Source organism: Janthinobacterium darwini (assembly GCF_051380905.1).
In the GTDB taxonomy this organism is placed as follows: Bacteria; Pseudomonadota; Gammaproteobacteria; order Burkholderiales; family Burkholderiaceae_D; genus Janthinobacterium.
Genome location: NZ_JBNYXX010000001.1, coordinates 1,230,640 through 1,250,214, shown reverse-complemented (window position 1 = coordinate 1,250,214; position 19,575 = coordinate 1,230,640). Strand labels below are relative to the sequence as shown.

General features: G+C 62.8%; 15 protein-coding genes. 5 read left to right on the top strand and 10 right to left on the bottom strand.

Annotated elements, in window-relative coordinates:
- The first annotated feature begins 81 nt into the window (after positions 1–81).
- The gene (locus ACQ4WZ_RS05730; protein ID WP_101481791.1) at positions 82–5,124 is read left to right on the top strand and encodes a diguanylate cyclase domain-containing protein; all 5,043 of its coding nucleotides are present in this window, start codon (positions 82–84) and stop codon (positions 5,122–5,124) included.
- 43 nt (positions 5,125–5,167) lie between these two features.
- On the opposite strand, the gene ACQ4WZ_RS05725 is transcribed toward ACQ4WZ_RS05730, so the two are convergent.
- From ACQ4WZ_RS05725 to ACQ4WZ_RS05715, 3 genes are all read right to left on the bottom strand, one after another.
- A complete protein-coding gene (locus ACQ4WZ_RS05725; RefSeq protein ID WP_436573857.1) occupies positions 5,168–6,619 on the bottom strand; it encodes a nucleobase:cation symporter-2 family protein in 1,452 nt (483 codons plus the stop codon).
- A gap of 323 nt (positions 6,620–6,942) precedes the next feature.
- Positions 6,943–7,371 carry a hypothetical protein gene (locus ACQ4WZ_RS05720; protein WP_101481792.1) on the bottom strand — a complete coding sequence of 143 codons (429 nt, stop codon included), beginning with the start codon at positions 7,369–7,371 and terminating at the stop codon, positions 6,943–6,945.
- Positions 7,372–7,453: 82 nt separating this feature from the next.
- Positions 7,454–7,864, bottom strand: coding sequence for a winged helix-turn-helix domain-containing protein (locus ACQ4WZ_RS05715; RefSeq protein ID WP_436572772.1), 411 nt, complete (start codon positions 7,862–7,864; stop codon positions 7,454–7,456).
- A 149-nt stretch (positions 7,865–8,013) separates the two neighbouring features.
- Between ACQ4WZ_RS05715 and ACQ4WZ_RS05710 the strand changes: the two genes are divergently transcribed.
- The gene (locus ACQ4WZ_RS05710) at positions 8,014–8,736 is read left to right on the top strand and encodes a S24 family peptidase (protein WP_133990535.1); all 723 of its coding nucleotides are present in this window, start codon (positions 8,014–8,016) and stop codon (positions 8,734–8,736) included.
- A gap of 44 nt (positions 8,737–8,780) precedes the next feature.
- Here the strand turns inward: ACQ4WZ_RS05710 and ACQ4WZ_RS05705 are convergent, their stop codons facing one another.
- From ACQ4WZ_RS05705 to prpB, 5 genes are all read right to left on the bottom strand, one after another.
- Positions 8,781–10,667: a propionate--CoA ligase gene (locus tag ACQ4WZ_RS05705; protein WP_436572771.1), complete on the bottom strand. Its 1,887-nt coding sequence runs from the start codon at positions 10,665–10,667 to the stop codon at positions 8,781–8,783.
- A 113-nt stretch (positions 10,668–10,780) separates the two neighbouring features.
- The gene (prpF, locus tag ACQ4WZ_RS05700; RefSeq protein ID WP_436572770.1) at positions 10,781–11,971 is read right to left on the bottom strand and encodes a 2-methylaconitate cis-trans isomerase PrpF; all 1,191 of its coding nucleotides are present in this window, start codon (positions 11,969–11,971) and stop codon (positions 10,781–10,783) included.
- 108 nt (positions 11,972–12,079) lie between these two features.
- Positions 12,080–14,674 (bottom strand): Fe/S-dependent 2-methylisocitrate dehydratase AcnD, encoded by a 2,595-nt coding sequence (acnD, locus tag ACQ4WZ_RS05695; protein WP_101484600.1) that lies wholly within the window; start codon positions 14,672–14,674, stop codon positions 12,080–12,082.
- 11 nt (positions 14,675–14,685) lie between these two features.
- Complete coding sequence (gene prpC, locus ACQ4WZ_RS05690) at positions 14,686–15,840, bottom strand: bifunctional 2-methylcitrate synthase/citrate synthase (RefSeq protein WP_133990529.1); 1,155 nt, start codon at positions 15,838–15,840, stop codon at positions 14,686–14,688.
- 75 nt (positions 15,841–15,915) lie between these two features.
- Positions 15,916–16,803: a methylisocitrate lyase gene (prpB, locus tag ACQ4WZ_RS05685; RefSeq protein WP_096236075.1), complete on the bottom strand. Its 888-nt coding sequence runs from the start codon at positions 16,801–16,803 to the stop codon at positions 15,916–15,918.
- Between the two features lie 50 nt (positions 16,804–16,853).
- Between prpB and ACQ4WZ_RS05680 the strand changes: the two genes are divergently transcribed.
- Positions 16,854–17,057, top strand: a complete 204-nt coding sequence (locus tag ACQ4WZ_RS05680) for a hypothetical protein (RefSeq protein WP_436572769.1) — start codon at positions 16,854–16,856, stop codon at positions 17,055–17,057.
- A 108-nt stretch (positions 17,058–17,165) separates the two neighbouring features.
- Here ACQ4WZ_RS05680 and ACQ4WZ_RS05675 read toward each other — a convergent pair whose 3' ends face one another.
- Together ACQ4WZ_RS05675 and ACQ4WZ_RS05670 are read right to left on the bottom strand one after the other, a co-directional pair.
- Positions 17,166–17,414, bottom strand: coding sequence for a hypothetical protein (locus ACQ4WZ_RS05675; protein WP_076571626.1), 249 nt, complete (start codon positions 17,412–17,414; stop codon positions 17,166–17,168).
- Positions 17,415–17,541: 127 nt separating this feature from the next.
- Positions 17,542–17,778, bottom strand: a complete 237-nt coding sequence (locus ACQ4WZ_RS05670) for a hypothetical protein (protein WP_101481798.1) — start codon at positions 17,776–17,778, stop codon at positions 17,542–17,544.
- Between the two features lie 175 nt (positions 17,779–17,953).
- On the opposite strand from ACQ4WZ_RS05670, the gene ACQ4WZ_RS05665 reads away from it, so the two are divergent.
- Both ACQ4WZ_RS05665 and ACQ4WZ_RS05660 read left to right on the top strand, forming a co-directional pair.
- A complete protein-coding gene (locus tag ACQ4WZ_RS05665; RefSeq protein WP_101481799.1) occupies positions 17,954–18,811 on the top strand; it encodes an MBL fold metallo-hydrolase in 858 nt (285 codons plus the stop codon).
- 140 nt (positions 18,812–18,951) lie between these two features.
- Positions 18,952–19,560 (top strand): hypothetical protein, encoded by a 609-nt coding sequence (locus ACQ4WZ_RS05660; RefSeq protein ID WP_436572768.1) that lies wholly within the window; start codon positions 18,952–18,954, stop codon positions 19,558–19,560.
- The last annotated feature ends 15 nt before the right edge of the window (positions 19,561–19,575 follow it).

The window sequence follows — 19,575 nt, the reverse complement described above, 5'->3', positions numbered from 1 at the left end:
TATAATACTTGCAATGAAGTAAGACTCCGAAATGTGCGCCTCCAGGCTCCCGCAACCGTCTGTGTACTGCTAGCCCAGCCCATGAGCTCCCTTTTCGACCACGAGATCATCAAACAGCTGCACAGCGGTGACCGCTCACGCGTTTACCGCGCCAGGGCTACCGATGGCACCACGCTGATCGTCAAGAAGCCCAATCAGCAGTTCCCTTCCTTCCAGCAGCTGGCACAATTCAAGCGCGAGTATGCGATCGCGCGCCGCTGCCGCCATCCTGGCGTGGTGCGTCCGCTTGCACTGCAGCTGCACGGAGGATGTTGGACGATGATCCAGGAAGATGCCGGTGGCCAGGCGCTCGACCAGGTTTTACGCACCCAGGTAGCGGCGCGCAGGACGACGGCGCAGCCGGCGCTGGCGCTGGACGATTTTTTCGACATCGCACTGCAACTGTGCGCGGCGCTGGAAGAGGTCCATCGTCATGGCGTGATCCACAAGGACATCAATCCATCCAATCTGGTGTGGAATGCCGATCGACGTCTGCTGCAACTGATCGATTTCGGCATCGCCTGTGAACTGCCATACGAAAGCCATGGCATCGACAATCTCCAGTCACTGGAAGGTACGCTGCGCTACATGGCGCCGGAACAGACCGGGCGCATGAATCGGCGGGTCGACTGGCGCGCCGATTTCTACGCGCTTGGGGCCACATTGTACGAATTGCTGGTCGGCCAGGCGCCATTCGAGGCGGGCGACGAGATGGAACTCGTGCATTGCCACATTGCCCGCAGTCCGGACTGGTCGCACCCGGCGCTTGCCGGCTTGCCTGGCCAGCTGCTGCCGATCATCCAGCGCCTGCTGGAGAAAAATGCCGATCAACGCTACCAGAGCTTGCAAGGCCTGCGCAGCGACCTCGAAGCATGCCGCGCAGACAAACCGGCGCGGGCGCTCAAACTGTCCGATCACAACGGCCGCTTCCTTGTGCCACAAACGCTGCACGGGCGCGAGGATGCCATCGCAGCGCTGCTGGCGGCGTTTGAGCGCAGTGCGGCCGGCACCTGCGAGATGCTGCTGGTGGCCGGCCATTCAGGCATAGGCAAGTCGGCGGTCGTCAACGAGGTGCAGAAGCCCATCATCGCCCGGCGCGGCTGTTTTTTGTCCGGTAAATTTGACCAACTCCAGCGCGACGTACCCTATGCCTCGCTGATCCAGGCCTTCCAGGGGCTGGTGCACCAGCTGCTCGGCCAGCCCGAGGAAACATTGAGGCAATGGTCCGGCAAACTGCGCGATGCCTTGGGCAGCGGCATGGGCGTGCTGGTCGAACTGATTCCCCAACTGGCCTTGATCGTCGGCCCCACCGATGCGACGCCCGCGTCGGCGCCGGCACAGGCCCGGCTGCGCCTGGACCGGCTCTTCCCCCGCTTCGTTGAAGTATTCGCCTGCGCCGGGCATCCGCTGGTGCTGTTCCTCGACGACCTGCAATGGGCCGACGCGGCCACGCTGCGGATGATCGAACTGCTCATGGTGTCCTGCGACAAGAGCTGCATGCTGTTCATCGGCGCGTACCGCGACAACGAAGTGAGTGCCGCGCATCCGCTCACCGCCCTGCACGACAAGCTGCGCGCGCGCGGTGTGCGCCTGTCCACGCTGTTACTGAACCCACTGACCGAGCCGCAGCTTGCGCAAATAGTGTCGGCCACCGTGCGCGTGGCGGCCCCTGACTGCGCACCATTGACCCGCATTTGCTACCGCAAGACCGGCGGCAATCCATTTTTCCTCAATCAGTTCCTCGCTTCGCTCAATGAGACGGGCCATCTGCGCTACCGGGCCGACGACGATTGTTGGGACTGGGACATGCGCGCCATCGAACAGGCCAAGTACACCGACAACGTAGTCGAGGTGCTGCTGGAGAAAATCCGCCGCCTTCCCACGGCAACCCAGCACCTGCTGCAACTGGCCGCCTCCAGCGGTAACCGCTTCACGCTCGACACGCTTGCACTGGCAGTGGAGCGCGCGCCGCGTCACACGCAGCAAGCCTTGTGGCCGGCGCTCCATGCAGGACTGATCCAGCCGCTCGACGAACGCTATAAATACGTCAATGGCGACACCCGCGCCGGCCAAAGCGGCGTCAAGTACCGGTTCCTGCACGACCGGGTGCAACAGGCAGCCTACCTGGTCGCCGATGCCAATGCCCGCACGGCCAACCATCTTCGCATCGGCCGCCTGCTCCTGCGTCATGCGACGCCGGAGCGTCAGGATGGCGCACTGTTTGAAATCGTTGAACAGCTCAACGCCGGTCGCGCGCTGATCGACGATGCGGGCGAGCGCGTGCATCTGGCGACGCTCAATCTGCAGGCCGGCGTCAAGGCACGGCGTTCTGCCGCGTTCCAGGCCACGCTGGAGCACATGCGAATTGGTCTGGGCCTGCTGCCGGCGGATGCATGGAGCGTCCACGCCGACCTCTGGCTCGACCTGCAGCTCGGCGCGGCCGAAGCGGCTTACCTGTGCGGGCAGTTCGATACCGCCGAGGCGATCTATCCACTCGTGCGCGCCCGCACTTCGAGCCCGCTGCTGCAGGTACGCTGCATTGCCATCCAGGCGCACCAGTATCAATTGCAGGGCCGCCTGCTCGACGCCATCGCCGTGCAGCGCGAAGGCCTGGCGCAGTTGAACATCGCCATACCGCACGATGTCGCGCACATGAAGGCGCACTTCGACGAAATCCTCGCCGACATCGGGCGCCTGCATGGCACGCAGACGCCCGACACGTTGCTGGAGGCCGGCGAAATGTGCGAGCCGGACGCGGTGGCCGCGATGCAGATGATGCAGGGCCTGTGGATGGCCAGCTATTATGCCGGCCAGCAGGACCTCAGCGCCCTGATGGTGGTATCGATGACGCGGCTGTCCATGCAGCGGGGGAACAGCGATTTCAGCGCCGTCGCCTATGTTGGCTACGCGATGATGCTAGCGCTGTACGGCGGCGACGTGGCGCGCGGCTACGAATTCGGCGCGATGGCGCTGGCGCTAGCCAGGCGGCGTGCCAATCTGCAGACGCGCACACTCACGGGCCTGATGTTCGGTGCGCTCATCAGCCACTGGACGCGGCCCCTGCGCAGCTCCGACGCCCTGTACGAAGAAGCCTTTGCCTGGGCACTGGAAATCGCCGATTTCGTGCAGGTCGGCGTGGTGGTGGCCGTGCGCGCCACCGAGCGCATGATCCTCGGCGACTACCTGCCGCACCTGATGCACGACATAGAGCACGACCTGGCGCTGATGCGCGCCAACGGCCAGCAGGCGATGGCCGACTGCTGCGTCGCCGCAGCGATCCAGCCGATCAAATGCCTGATGGGCAGCCTTGCCCATCAAACCAGCTACGATGATGCGACGTTCAGCGAGGCGCGCTTCCTCGAACAATATGGCGGCTCGCAGCTGTACCGCGCCTACTATTTGCAAGGCAAGATCCGCAACGCCTACCTGTTCGACGGCGCCGACGCCGAACTGTTGGCGGGCCAGTTAGGCATCGTCACCCAGATCATGCGCGGCCAGGCCAAGGTTGTCGAATCGAGCTTCTACGCCGCGCTGATATGGATCCGCGCCTTGCGGCGCGACCCGGAGCGCCCTGATGCAAACGATGTGCTGGCCGTGATCGACGCACTGCAGGCGCGCCTTGCCGGCTGGGCCACCGAGGGCTCGGACAATAGCAACGCCAAGCATCTGCTGGTGATGGCTGAAATGGCACGCTACCGGCACGATTTGCAGCTGGCCACGCGCCATTACCGGCAGGCGATCGACGCCGCCGGCCTGGCTGGCTACGTCAACGTGCAAGCGCTGGGCAATGAACTGTGCGGCGAATACTGGTGCGAGCAGGGCCACGCGCGCGTGGCCGCCGTATTCATCCAGGACGCCATGGCGCACTACGGCCAGTGGGGCGCGCAGGGCAAGGTGGAGCAACTGCGGGCACGCCACGCTGCGCTGCTGCCGAGGATGGATGGCCGCGCCACGCTGTCGCATGTGGGCCCCAACACGCACGGCAGTTCCGCGCTCGACCTGGTGTCGCTGTTGAAAGCGGCGCAGATCCTGTCGAACGAGGTCGGCTTGCGCAATGTCCTGACACGCCTGATTTCCATCGTGTGCGAAAACGCTGGCGGGCAAGTGGCGCGTCTGCTGCTGCTGTCAGAAGGCAGCTACCAGCTGGAGGCCAATATCGATGGCGATGGCGTCACCGTCCTGCAAGCGCGGCGGCTCGACCTGAACGCCGCCAGCGACCCGCAGTTCCCGCTGTCGCTGCTGCGCTATGTGATTCGCACTGGCGCTGAGGTGATCGAAGACAGTATCACAGGCGTCTCGCGCTTTGCCGCCGACCCGTACGTGCAGCTGCAGCGGCCGCGTGCCGTCATGTGCCTGCCGATACGGCACGGCGGCCAGATCGACGGCATCCTGTACTTCGAGAACCGGCTTGCAGAAGCCTCGTTCACGCAGGAGCGCGTCGCGTTCCTGCGCATGCTCGGTGTACAGGCGATGATCTCGATCTCCAGCGCCAGGCTGCATGACAGCCTGGAGCGGCGCGTTGCCGAACGCACGGAACAGCTGGAAGACGCCAACCGCAAATTGGCAACCCTGTCCATCACCGACGGCTTGACCGGCCTGGCGAACCGGCGCCATTTCGACGACGTGCTGCGCAACGAATGCGCACGTGCCACGCGCGTCGGCCAGCCGCTTGCCGTCATCATGCTCGATGTCGACTACTTCAAGCGCTTCAATGACCGGTACGGCCATCAGGCCGGTGACGCATGCCTGATCCGTGTCGCGCACGCGCTGGCGAGCGGCATGCGGCGCGCGGGCGACCTGACTGCGCGCTACGGCGGCGAAGAGTTTTCGATCGTGCTGCCGAACACCGGCGCGGACGAAGCGCGCCAGATCGGCGAAGCGCTGCGGCGCGCCATCGAAGAGCTGGGCATCTCCCATGAAAGCGCGGATGCGCAGCAGGTTACGATCAGCGTCGGCATCGCGATCCATTCGGCGCCGGGCGCCGCCGATCCGGATGCCCTGCTGCGCCTGGCCGATGCCGCGCTGTACCACGCCAAGGATGCGGGGCGCAATTGCGCGGTGCTCAAGGTGCTGCCGCCTTGCTGATCAGCATGCGCCGCGCGCCGTGTCCACGGCGTGGGGCGGGTCCTCAATCGCTGCCGTGACTGTTCTCGCGCGCCTGGTCCCTCGCCACTTCCTTTGAGGCCAGGCCATTGAAGAACAGATTGAGCAGCACGGCTACGATGGCAGCCAGCAGGATGCCACTGTGCAGTAACGGCGACAGGGCCTTGGGCATGTGCTGCGCGTATTGCTCGGCCACCAGCGGCAGCATGCCGAAGCCGATCGACAGGGCCACGATGAACAGGTTGTTACGGTTGCTTTTGTAGTCGACGCCGGCCAGGATGCGGATGCCCGTGGCGGCGACCATGCCGAACATCACTAGCCCTGCCCCGCCCAGCACGAACGCCGGCACGGCTTCGGCCGTTTGCGCGATCTTCGGGATCACGCCCATGACCACCAGGATGATGCCGGCCGCGACACAAACCCAGCGGCTGCGCACGCCCGTCACGCCCACCAGGCCCACGTTTTGCGAGAACGAGGTATACGGGAAGGTATTGAAGATGCCGCCGATGAGGGTGCCCAGGCCATCGACGCGCAAGCCGCGGCTGATATCGTCCTGCGTGATGCGCTTGTCCGTCATTTCGCCCAGCGCCAGGAACATGCCCAGCGATTCGATCATGACGACGATCATCACCAGACTCATGGTCACGATGGCGACCACGTCGAAGGTAGGCATGCCGAACTGGAACGGCGTGACGATGGCGAAGGCCTTGGCGCTGGCCACCTTGGCGAAATCGGCCTTGCCCAATACAAACGACAGGGCCGTGCCGGCAATGATGCCGATCAATACCGCGATATTCGACAGGAAACCCCGGCCATACTTGGCCACCAGCAAGATGACGGCCAGCACGAAGAAAGCGATACCCATATTATCCAGCGCACCGTAGCCGGGGTTGGCAATCAGGGGCACGGGACCGGCAGGCGCAGGCAAGCCGGCTGCCGTGGCAGCAGCGCCCATCTTGAGGAAGGCGGGATCGGCAATTTGCGCCATGGCGGGCGGCCCGCCCATGGCCCAGTTCACGCCCACGCGCATCAGCGACACGCCAATCACGGCGATGATGCTGCCAGTGACCACGGGCGGAAACAGGGCCAGCAGGCGGCTGATGAAGGGAGCGATCAGTATGGAGACGACGCCGGCGCCAATCACGGCGCCAAAGATGCCGGTGATCCCCAGGGTCGGGTTGTTCGCCATGGCCAGCATGGGACTGACGGCGGCAAAGGTCACGCCCATCATGACGGGCAGGCGGATGCCGAAGTACTTGCCTATCCCCAGGGACTGGATCAGGGTCACCAGGCCGCAGCAGAACAGGTCGGCACTGATCAGTGCCGCCACCTGCTCGGGTGGCAGCTTGAGCGCGCGTCCGACAATCAGCGGTACGGCGATGGCGCCCGCATACATGACGAGCACATGCTGCAAGCCCAGGGTAAACAGCTTGCCGGCAGGCAGGATTTCATCGACGGGCGATGGCGCTACAGGCATGGTGCCGGGCACGCTGCGATGGATGGATTTCAGACGGGGAGTGGCCATTTACGCTCCATTTCCTGGGTGACCGCAGCCCGGATGGGCGCAGGTGAAAGGGAAAAGCAAGAGAGAAACGGGACAACAGGAACACGATGGTGACCGATGATGCATGCGAAGCTCCTTGGATGGGACGACTCCAGCAAGCCATGCACGCTTCGTGCCAGGTAGTGTGTATACAGTTTATGGCGACAAACCAGCATGACTGAGCATGGTGCTCCGCCCTTCGCACCGATTTCAGGCGCGCCGCCATGACCATGCACTAAAAGAGGACGCCAGCGCCGTCAACGTCGCGCCCGCACCTCCTTGACGGCAGCGGCAGCGTCCGCCGCCAGTTCACCGATATCCTTGTCGCGGCGCCGGTCGAACCAGCGCACGCTGGCACTCACCAGCCACCACGCCGGCAAACCGACGAGCGCCATCAGCGGTGCGGCGATGAACAGGAAGCCCGTGGCCGGATCACAGCCATACAGCGCCGCCACCGTTTGCGCGCTGTCAAACAAGCCGGGCCACCACGCCAGCACCGCCGACACCAGGACGGGACCGGCAAAGGTGGCAATGATGATGCTGGAGCAAATACGGATGAGCGCCTCCTTGCAGTTGCGTGGCCACATGACCATGAAGCTGAGCAAGGTGGCAAAGAAGGCGGCCAGCAAGGGGACGCCCAGCAGCTTGATCCAGGCAGCCCCTGCGGCGGTGATATCGATATGCATGATGTGCTTTCAGTTGCGGCAAGGAAAAGCTGCGCTTGGCAGCTTGCTTGCTGTGATTCATTTGAGAAGGCCGCTTGCCGCCCTAAGCTTGTGCCGGACCAAACAACGCCGCCACCAGGGGATCGCGACTCGCCGCACCGCCTGGCCAGCAGGCCGTACGGCGCACTTGCGGCGGCAGTTCGGCCCAGCCGTCAACGTCCTCGTCCTGTTCTCCCAGTGCGTACAGGGCGGGCCGCTGGCGCCCCGGCTCCGTGCAGTGGCGCCGGGCCAGGTGAATCTGTCCCATGCCGCACATGTAGCGCAAATAGCGGCTCATGGTGCCTGCATCGAGTCCCAGCAAGGCGGACAATTGCGCCGCGCTGGCCTGGCCCTGCTCTTGAATGTACTGCACGATGCGGGCGATATGCAGCTGCGACTTCTTGCTGCGTGCCTGTAACTGGCGCCCCTGCCGCGGCACCGCCCTGCGTTCCACCAACTGACTGCTGTTCAACATTTGCCTGACCTCCCGTGGTGTCGCCAAGCCGCAAACGCTGTAGTGCGTTTGCGACAGGCAACGAGTGGACTTTATCAATCGCTAATGTTAAAGTCAAGCATTTGGTAATTTATCAAACGGTAAATTTCGGGTTTAATGTGGAGATGAATATGTATCAATACAGACGCGACCGCCTTCTGGCCCTGATCCGCGAGCACTACGACAACACGCGCAAGAAGATTTCCGACATCAGCGGCTGGAGCGAGGCGCGCATCTCGCAAATCCTCTCGCCCACGTACCGCGAGGGACGCGCCTTCAGCGAAAAAATCGCGCGCAAGCTGGAAGCGGACTTGCAGCTGGACAGCATGTACTTCGACCAGGGTGCGGCGCCCGACCAGGCGGAACTGGCTGCGCGTGCCTTGGGCGCGCTGGGTGAGGCACAGCCGGTGGTGGTGGTCGATGGCGAAGATGCGCGCTTCTACCCGATCCGCAAGGTCAAATTGCGCCTGTCAGCCGGTATCACGGGCTTTGCGATCGAGCCGGAAACGCACGACGGCAGCACCATCAGCGTGCCGCGCAGCTGGGTCGAGCGCAATGGCTACCACCCTGAAAAACTGGTGGCGATCAAGGTCAAGGGCGAGAGCATGGAGCCGGCCCTGTACGAGGACGATGTGGTGATCATCAATACGGCCGACAACCGGCCGGCCGACGGCATCGTGTTTGCCATCAACTACGAAGGCGAACCCGTGGTCAAGCGCATGGCGCGCGATATCGGAGAATGGTGGCTGACGTCGGACAACCCGGACCAGCGCAAATACCACCGCAAGCTGTGCCGCGGCAATGAATGCCTGATCGTGGGCAGGGTCGTGCGCAAGGAAAGCGACCGGATTTGAGAACGAAGTTTATCAATTGATAAACTCCCTTCTCGTCACGGAACTTACGCCAATGCTGCCTGGATCTGCTGCAGCGACGCCGGATCGTCCATCGACGTCAGATCGCCCGGGCTACGACCTTCGCAGATGGCCTGGATCGAGCGGCGCAGCAACTTGCCCGACCGCGTCTTCGGCAACTGCAGCACGAACAGCACGCGCGCTGGCCGCGCCACGGCGCCCAGCTGGCGGTCGACCACAGCCATCACTTCGCGTTCCAGCGCCGCTTTCGCGTCAAGGCTGTCGAAACCCTGCGGGTCCTTCAGGATCACGAAAGCCATCGCCACCTGGCCTTTGAGCTTGTCTTCCACGCCCACCACCGCCACTTCCGATACATTCGGATGGCTGGTGATGCTCTCCTCGATTTCGCGCGTGCCCAGGCGGTGGCCGGCCACGTTGATCACGTCATCGGTGCGGCCCAGAATGAAGTAATAGCCATCCGCGTCGCGCACGCCCCAGTCGAAGGTGGAATACACTTGCCGGCCGCTGAAGGTGGACCAGTAGGTCTCGACGAAACGCTCGTCGTCGCCGTAGACCGTCTGCATGCAGCCGGGCGGCAGCGGACCTTCCAGCACCAGCACGCCCTTCTCGTTGGTGCCGCACTCCTCGCCCGTCGCTTCGTTGAGCAACTTGACCTGGTAGCCATACATGGCCAGGCCAGGGCTGCCCAGGCGCGTCGGCGTGTCGGACACGCCTTTCGCCACCGACAAAATCGGCCAACCCGTCTCCGTCTGCCAGTAGTTGTCGATGATGTCCACTTTCAGCTCGTCAGCGATCCATTGCGAGGTGGTTTCATCGAGCGGCTCGCCCGCCAGGTACAGCGCCTTCAGGGAGGACAGGTCGTGCTTGCGCATCAGTTCCACAGGATGCTTGCGCAGCACGCGGATGGCCGTGGGCGCCGAAAACATGCGCGTGACCTTGTATTTTTCAACGATGCTCCACCAGATGCCTGCATCGGGACAAACCGGCAAGCCCTCATACAGGATGGTGGCCATGCCGGCGATCAGCGGGCCATACACGATGTAGGAATGGCCCACCACCCAGCCGATATCCGAGGTGGCAAAAAAGGTTTCGCCGGGCTTGCCGCAGAAGTTGTACTGCATCGACGACGCCAGCGCCACTGCATAGCCGCCCACATCGCGCTGCACGCCCTTGGGTTTGCCCGTCGTGCCCGAGGTGTACAGCACGTACGACGGCTCGTTCGACTCGAGCCAGGTGACGGGCACCTGCGCATCGAGGTGCTGCTCGCGCAGTGTCGCGTAATCGACGTCGCGGCCCGGCGTCAGCGCCATCGGCACGAGATGGCGGTCGACCAGCAGCACTTGCTGCGGCTTGTGCGCGGCGATGCGGATGGCTTCATCGAGCAGCGGCTTGTAGGCAATCGCCTTGCCGTTACGTGAACCGGCATCGGCGGAAAACACCAGCTTGGGCTGCGCATCGTCGATGCGGCTGGCCAGGCTGTTGGCGGCAAAGCCGCCGAACACCACGGAATGCACGGCGCCGATGCGGGCGCAAGCGAGCATGGCGAACGCCGCCTCGGCGATCATCGGCATGTAGATCAGGACGCGGTCGCCCTTGATGACGCCCAGTGACAGCAAAATGGCGGCGCAGCGTTCCACTTCGCGCTGCAGTTCGCGGAAGCTGTAAGTGCGCTCGGTATTGGTTTCGGTGGAAATGGCGATCAGCGCAGCGGCATCGCCCTGGCTATCCACCCAGCGGTCGACGGCGTTGTGGCACAAATTGGTGGTGCCGCCGACGAACCATTTGGCGAACGGTGGACGGGAATAATCGAGCACTTGTGAAAACGGGGTATGCCAATCGATCTTGTCCGCTTCCTCGCGCCAAAAAGCCTCAGGCGTGTCGATCGAGCGTTGATAAAATGCTGCGAAATTCATATCTCCTCCGGTATGCGTGCAATCTGTGTCGAGCTTGGGCGAACTGGCCTGGCCGCCACTTGATGTGTGCCGCCTGGGTGTCATCTGCCTGCCATCTGCCTGCGTATTTCCTCCTAAAACGCGTCGCCGGGAATGCGCACAGCCCCTTCCATCAGCACGCGCGCGCTGCGGCTCATGATGGCCTTGGTGACGCTCCATACGCCATCGGCGAGCGCCGCTTCCGCCCCCACCATCAGGGTGCCGGACGGGTGACCGAAACGCACGGAGTTGCGGAGACCACCGCCAGCCGCCAGATTGACCAGAGTGCCGGGAATGGCCGCTGCCGTGCCGATGGCGACAGCCGCCGTGCCCATCATGGCGTGGTGCAGCTTGCCCATGGACATGGCGCGCACCAGCAAGTCGATCTCGCCTGCTTCCACCTTTTTTCCGCTCGACGAGACATAGCTGGCCGGCTTGGCGACAAAGGCCACTTTCGGCGTATGCTGGCGCTTCGCCGCCTCGTCGAGGTGGGCAATGAGCCCCATGCGCAGGGCGCCATGCGCGCGGATGGTCTCGAAGCGGGCCAGCGCGGCGGGATCGCCATTGATGGCGTCCTGCAGTTCCGTGCCCGTGTAGCCGATGGCGTCCGCGTCGACAAAAATCGTCGGTATACCGGCATTGATCAGGGTGACTTTCAACATTCCGATACCCGGCACGTCGAGGTCATCGACCAGGTTTCCGGTAGGGAACATGGCACCGCCGCCGCCCTCTTCCTCGGCTGCCGGATCGAGGAATTCCAGTTTCACTTCGGCCGCAGGGAAGGTTACGCCATCAAGCTCGAAGTCGCCTGTTTCCTGCACTTCGCCATTCGTCATGGGCACGTGAGCGATGATGGTCTTGCCGATATTGGCTTGCCAGATGCGCACCGTGGCCACGCCGTTGCGCGGCACGCGCGCAGCGTCCACCAGCCCACTGGCAATGGCGAACGAACCGACGGCCGCCGACAGGTTGCCGCAATTGCCGCTCCAGTCGACGAAGGGCTTGTCGATGGAGACCTGGCCGAACAGGTAATCGACGTCGTGCTCCGGCCTATCGCTGGCCGCCAGGATCACCGTCTTGCTGGTGCTGGAGGTGGCGCCTCCCATGCCGTCGATCTGCTTGCCGTACGGGTCGGGGCTACCGATCACGCGCAGCAGCAAGGCATCGCGCGCCGCGCCAGGCACTTGCGCGCTGGCGGGCAAATCCTGCAGGCGGAAAAACACGCCCTTGCTGGTGCCGCCGCGCATGTAGGTTGCGGGGATGTTGATTTGGGGGGTGTGGCTCATTGTATATTTCCGCAGAAGTTCTTTGCACGCGCTGCGAGGACGACAGCCTCCCCGCAGCACAAAGCTGGGGTCAGACCCGGCGGGTCTGACCCCTGGTTTACGTACCCGTCAGGCTGCCTTGGACGACTCGAGGAAATCTTGCGCGAAGCGCTGCAAGACGCCGCCGGCCTCGTAAATCGACACCTCTTCCGCCGTATCGAGGCGGCAGGTGACGGGTACATCGAGCGTCTCACCGTTCTTGCGATGGATGAGCAAGGTCAAGGTGGAGCGCGGCGTACGCTCGCCCACGACGTCGTAGGTTTCGCTGCCGTCCAGGCCCAGGGTCTTGCGATTCACGCCTGGCATAAATTCCAGCGGCAAGACGCCCATGCCCACCAGGTTGGTGCGGTGGATGCGCTCGAAACCTTCGGCCACGATGGCTTCCACGCCGGCCAGGCGCACGCCCTTGGCGGCCCAGTCGCGCGAGGAACCCTGGCCATAGTCGGCGCCGGCGATGATGATCAATGGCTGCTTGCGCTCCATGTACACCTCGATGGCTTCCCACATCCGCGAGATGGTGCCTTCCGGCTCGATGCGCGTGAGCGAACCGGCCTTCACCTTGCCATCTTCGATCACCATCTCGTTTTTCAGCGTCGGGTTGGCAAACGTGGCGCGCTGCGCCGTCAAATGGTCGCCCCGGTGCGTGGCGTAGGAATTGAAGTCTTCCTCCGGCAAGCCCATCTTCGCCAGATATTCGCCGGCCGCGCTATCGAGCATGATGGCGTTCGATGGCGACAAATGATCGGTGGTGATGTTATCGCCCAGGACGGCCAGCGGACGCATGCCTTTCAATGGGCGTGCGCCAGCCAGCGCGCCTTCCCAGTACGGCGGACGGCGGATGTACGTCGTCTGCGGGCGCCAGTCGTACAGGGGGCTGACCTTGATGCCATCGTCCGCCTGCGCGGCAAACATGGGGATATACACCTTGCGGAACTGCTCCGGCTTGACGCTGGAAGCGACGATGGCGTCGATCTCCTCGTCCGATGGCCAGATATCCTTCAACTGGATAGGCTTGCCGTCCGGGGCAATGCCCAGCACGTCCTTCTCGATATCGAAGCGGATGGTGCCGGCGATCGCGTAGGCCACCACCAGCGGCGGCGAGGCGAGGAAAGCCTGTTTCGCGTACGGGTGAATGCGGCCGTCGAAGTTGCGGTTACCCGACAAAACGGCCGTAGCGTACAGGTCGCGCGACACCACTTCATCCTGGATGACAGGATCAAGCGCGCCCGACATGCCGTTGCACGAAGTGCAGGCAAATGCCACCACGCCGAAGCCCAGTTGTTCCAGCTCGGTCATCAGCCCCGCTTCCTGCAGATACAGTTCCACGGTTTTCGAACCGGGTGCCAGCGACGATTTCACCCAGGGTTTACGCGTCAAACCGAGACGGTTCGCATTGCGCGCGATCAGGCCGGCGGCGATCATGTTGCGCGGATTGTTCGTGTTGGTGCAGCTGGTGATGGCGGCGATGATGACGGCGCCGTCCGGCATCTTGCCCGGCTCGTTTTCCACCACGCCGGAGATACCCCGCGCAGCCAGTTCCGACGTCGGCACGCGGTTATGCGGATTCGACGGCCCCGCGATATTGCGCACGACGGACGACAGGTCAAACGTCAGCACGCGCTCGTATTGCGCGTCGACCAGGCTGTCGGCCCACAAGCCCGTTTCTTTGGCATACAGTTCGACCAGTTTCACCAGCTCATCGTCGCGGCCTGTCAATTTCAAATACTTGATGGTTTGCGCGTCGATGTAGAACATGGCGGCCGTGGCACCGAATTCCGGCGCCATATTGGAAATCGTGGCACGGTCGCCCAGGGTCAGGTGCGATGCTCCCTCGCCGTAGAATTCCAGGTAGGACGAGACGACCTTCTGCTTGCGCAGAAATTCCGTCAGCGCCAGCACCGTATCCGTGGCCGTGATGCCCGGCTGCGGTTTGCCCGTCAGCTTGACGCCGATGATGTCGGGCAAACGCATCCACGAGGCGCGGCCCAGCATCACGCTTTCCGCTTCCAGGCCGCCCACGCCGATGGCGATCACGCCCAGCGCGTCGACCATCGGCGTATGCGAATCCGTGCCGACCAGGGTGTCGGGATAGGCCACGCCATTTTGCACCTGGATCACGGGCGACATGCGCTCGAGGTTAATCTGGTGCAGGATGCCATTCCCCGGCGGGATCACGTCGACGTTTTTAAAGGCTTTCTTGGTCCAGTCGATGAAGTCGAAACGGTCTTCATTGCGACGGTCTTCGATGGCGCGGTTCTTGGCGAAGGCATCGGGGTCAAAGCCGCCGCATTCGACGGCCAGCGAATGGTCGACCACCAGCTGCGTGGGCACCACTGGGTTGACCAGGGCCGGGTCGCCGCCCTGGGCTGCGATGGCGTCACGCAAGCCGGCCAGGTCGACCAGGGCAGTCTGGCCCAGGATGTCATGGCAGACGACGCGGGCGGGGAACCATGGAAAATCGAGGTCGCGGCGGCGCTCGATGAACTGGCTCAGCGACGCGTTCAGGGTGGCAGGGTCGCAGCGGCGCACGAGGTTTTCGGCCAGCACGCGCGAGGTATAGGGCAAGGTTGCGTAAGCGCCTGGCTGGATCGCATCGACGGCGGCACGCGTGTCGAAGTAGTCTAGCTGGGTGCCCGGCAAAGGCTTGCGATGCAGGGTGTTCATATTAGGGGTCATTATTTGCGGTCCTTGATCGGCACGAATTCCAGGTCTTCCGGGCCCACATAGTTGGCGCTCGGGCGGATGATCTTGTTGTCGATGCGCTGCTCGATGATGTGGGCGGCCCAGCCCGAGGTGCGCGAAATGACGAACAGCGGCGTAAACATCGCCGTCGGCACGCCCATCATGTGGTAGGACACGGCGGAGAACCAGTCCAGGTTCGGGAACATGTTCTTGATTTCCCACATGACCGATTCCAGGCGCTCGGCGATATCGAACATTTTCGTGGAACCGGCTTCCTGCGACAGCGAACGGGCCACTTCCTTGATGACTTTATTGCGCGGGTCGGAAATCGTGTAGACGGGGTGACCGAAGCCGATCACCACTTCCTTGTTGGCCACGCGCTCGCGGATGTCCGCTTCCGCTTCGTCGGCATTGTCGTAGCGTTTCTGGATATCCAGTGCCACTTCGTTCGCGCCGCCGTGTTTCGGGCCGCGCAGCGCGCCGATGGCGCCCGTGATGGCCGAATGGATGTCCGAACCCGTACCGGCGATGACGCGGCTGGTGAAGGTCGAAGCATTGAATTCGTGTTCCGCGTACAGGATCAAGGACGTGTGCATGGCTTTTTCCCACGACGCGGACGGTTTTTCACCGTGCAGCAGATGCAGGAAGTGGCCGCCGATCGAGTCGTCGTCCGTTTCCACCTCGATGCGCTTGCCGTTATGGCTGTAGTGGTACCAGTACAGCAGCATGGAGCCGAACGACGCCATCAAACGGTCGGCGATATCGCGTGCGCCCGGCGCGTTATGGTCGTCTTTTTCCGGCAAGGTGCAGCCCAGCACGGAGACGCCCGTACGCATCACATCCATCGGGTGGGCGGCGGCCGGCAGCGCTTCCAGCGCCAGCTTCACGGCCGACGGCAGGCCGCGCAAGGACTTCAACTTGGCCTTGTAGCCTTTCAATTCTGCGGCGGTCGGCAACTTGCCGTGTACCAGCAGGTAGGCGATTTCTTCGAATTCGCAGCTGTCGGCCACGTCCAGGATGTCATAGCCGCGATAGTGCAAATCGTTGCCGGTCTTGCCGACCGAGCACAGCGCCGTGTTGCCAGCGGTAACGCCGGACAGGGCGACGGATTTTTTAGGCTTGAAAGTAGCGACTTGCGATGCGGTCATTGTGTTCTCCAGAAGATGATTGTCAGTCCAGTGCAGCGGGCCAGGGCCTCCCATGACCCGCTCTTTTGTAGGTGCTTACTTCTTTTGCGCGGCGAACAGCGCGTCGAGCTTTTGCTCAAAATCATGGTAGTTGATCGATTCATACAACTCCATGCGCGTCTGCATGGTATCGACGACATTCTTTTGCGTACCGTCGCGGCGCAGTGCGCGGTAGACGTTGTCGGCCGCCTTGTTCATCGCGCGGAAGGCCGACAGCGGGTACAGGGCCAGGCCCACGTGGGCGCTGCGCAATTCGTCCAGGGTGAACAGCGGCGTGGAACCAAATTCCGTGATGTTGGCCAAAATCGGCACATTGACTGCCTTGGCAAACGTGGCATACATGTCCAGGTCCGTGATGGCTTCCGGGAAGATCATGTCGGCGCCCGCCTCGACGCAGGCGACGGCACGCTCCAGCGCCGCTTCCAGGCCATCGACGGCCAGCGCATCGGTGCGCGCCATGATGACGAAGTTCGGGTCCGTGCGCGCATCGACGGCCGCCTTGATGCGGTCGACCATTTCTTCCTTGCTCACGATTTCCTTGCCCGGACGGTGGCCGCAGCGCTTGGCGCCAACCTGGTCTTCGATGTGCAGGCCGGCGGCGCCGAACTTGATCATCGATTTCACGGTGCGCGCCACGTTGAAGGCAGACGAACCGAAGCCCGTGTCGGCATCGACCAGCAGCGGCAGGTCGCACACGTCAGTGATGCGGCGGATATCGGTCAGCACGTCATCCAGACTGGAAATACCCAGATCGGGCAAGCCCAGCGAGCCGGCTGCGACACCGCCGCCGGACAAATAGATGGCCTTATAACCGGCGCGCTTGGCCAGCAAGGCGTGGTTGGCGTTGATGGCGCCGACGACTTGCAACGGGGATTCTTCCTGGACGGCCTTGCGGAATGCGGCACCTGCGGAGTATTGAGTCATGTGTTCACCTTATGGGATTCGGGTCGTCCCGAATGTTTCATGGACTTGCTATGAGCATCACTATTGCAATTGCCGTGCCAGGGTCGCGCGGCACCCCGGACAGTACGCAGAACCACAGTGAAATACGAGGGAAACGGCCATGTATGGGCGTGGCGCGCAGTGTCACGCAAGGGAACATCGATGTCACGATAAAGGTCAGAGATGTTTCACTTATGTTTCAATTATTTCATATGGAACATCATATTGAAACATGAAAAAGGCCGTGTATTTAGAGGGATGAGCGCAGAACTTGCGGCGCACCAAACGCAAAACAGCCGGCGGGCGCCGGCTGCTGGAACACAATGAGACTCAAAAACAAAAAACTAGGCCAGCCGCACCAGCGGGTTGGCGATGATGTTGTCGATCTGGCGCACTGCCTCTTCGCAGGCAGCGGCAATCGCGCCATCCTCGTCGTCGCGCACGAATTGCATGGTCGAGCCTTCGAACACTTCCAGGCCTTCCGCCGTGGCGCGTTCGATATCGCAACTGGCCGACCATTTGCCGTCGGTAGTAGGCACGGCCAGGGGAACGATTTCCCAGCCTTTATAGTGAATTTTAGAACTGTTATCCATGGTGTGCCTCCTTCGGGACTGACTCAATAGTGGAAATCGTAGCATGAAGCGGGACCGCTAGCGACGTGTTTCACGCACGAACGGCGCAATCGGGCTAAACGATTTACGCTGACTCATTGACGCTGACTCAAGGACGCAGCAGATTATCCACTTCCGTCCTGGCCACTTCCAGGCCGGCCGTGCAAGCCGTTTCTGGCGCCGCGTAGCCACCCAGGGTACGGCTGCGCGTGATCGCCTGCGCCGCGCTCTCGCCCTCGCGCTGCAGGCGATAGGTAAAATCCCATAAATCGTCGTTATCCTTTTGCGGGGTCACCGAAATCGTAAAACCGCGGTACTGTTCGCTGCGTGCAGTGGTATCGTCCATAAACTCCTCCTTGTAGAACGAGGTTACCACGCTGCAAGCGCCAGGGTGCGCACGACTGTGACGGGCGCATGCATGCGCTCTTATCTGTTTTTCGCATGTTCAATGTCAATTCTCAACATTTTTTAGCCTGCTCTGGCGATATAATGCACTTCCCTGTCCGTACCTTGCCGCCGCGATGACTCCACAAATCCAAGCTTTCTTCGACCCCGCCACCGCCACCGTCACCTACGTCGTGTACGAGGCAGATGGCCAGGACTGCGCCATCATCGATTCCGTGCTCGACTACGATCCGAAAGCGGGCCGTACCTCGACCGCGTCGGCCGACAAGGTGATCGCCTTCGTGCGCGAACACGGCTTGCAATGCCGCTGGCTGCTGGAAACCCATGCGCATGCCGATCATCTTTCCGCCGCGCCCTACCTGCAGCAGCAACTGGGCGGCGATGTGGCCATCGGCGCCGCCATCCAGACGGTGCAGCAAGCCTTTGCCGCCGTTTACCACCAGGATGACGCCCGGGCCGACGGCTCGCAGTTCGACCAGTTGTTCGCGCCCGACCAGGTGTTTCATATTGGCAAGCTGGAGGTGCGCGCCCTGCACGTGCCAGGCCATACGCCGGCCGACCTGGCTTACCAGATCGGCGACGCCGTCTTCGTAGGTGACACCCTGTTCATGCCGGACGTGGGTTCGGCCCGCTGCGACTTTCCAGGCGGCTCCGCGTCCCTGCTGTACCGCTCCGCGCAGCGGCTGCTGTCGCTACCGCCGCAAACGCGACTGTTCATGTGCCACGACTACCCGCCCAACGGCCGCGCGCCGCGCTGGGAAGTGACGGTGGCCGAACAGCGCGCCAGCAACATCCATTTGCGCGACGGCATCACGGAAGAGCAATTCGTTGCCATGCGCACGGGCCGTGACGCCACCCTGGACATGCCGACATTGATCCTGCCCGCCATCCAGGTCAATATCAATGCGGGCAAGCTGCCCGAGCCGGAAGAAAACGGCGTGCGCTACCTGAAGATACCGCTGAACGCGATCTGATTCCCTGGGCGTTCCCCGCTCGCCGCTCCTCCTTTCTTGACACCACGCAAACTCCAGCCCAGGCAATCCGCATACAGTGCAGATTGCCTGGGTTCGCTTGGGCACCGCTTTTTCCTGTTCAACATTGACGGAGCGCCCACTTGTCGCCCGCCCCTACGCTCGATACGAATTGCATCCTGCTCGCCGAGGCCGAAGGCGGGTATGCGCCCTACCGTTCCCAGGGCAAGGGCGATGCGCAAGCCGAGGCGGCGCTGCGCTACGAACAGAACGGCATGCTGCGCATGCAAGCCAGGCGCAACGGCTGGGTCGAAAAAGTCAAGCCTGTGACGCCGGTGAACAAGCCGGAGGCGGCTAGCAAGGAATTCAATGCCTGGCGCAAGCAGGAAATCCAGAACTACCTGGCCGCCAGCCAGCTGGCGCAGGCGCTGCCCCTGGAAGTGCCGGACTTCGACTTCCTGCCACAGACCTTCAATATGCCGGCGCTGCTGGGTGAAATGGGCGCCGGCACGGCGCTGACCAACGTGGTCCTGGGCATCGCCCACGCGAACCACGTCGGCAAGAGCGTGCTGGTGGCGGGCACCAGCGATCCTGACAGCGCTAGCTGCGTGCTGGTGTTGCCGCCGGCCACCGTGCGGCCCATCAATCACGAGAAACCGTGGTTCCGCGCGCGCGGCGAAAACAATGCCTGCTTGCCGTGGTGGGGCATCCGCCACGATGCGGCCGACGATCTGCAGGGTTACTCGCAGTGAGGAGGCGAGCCCCCC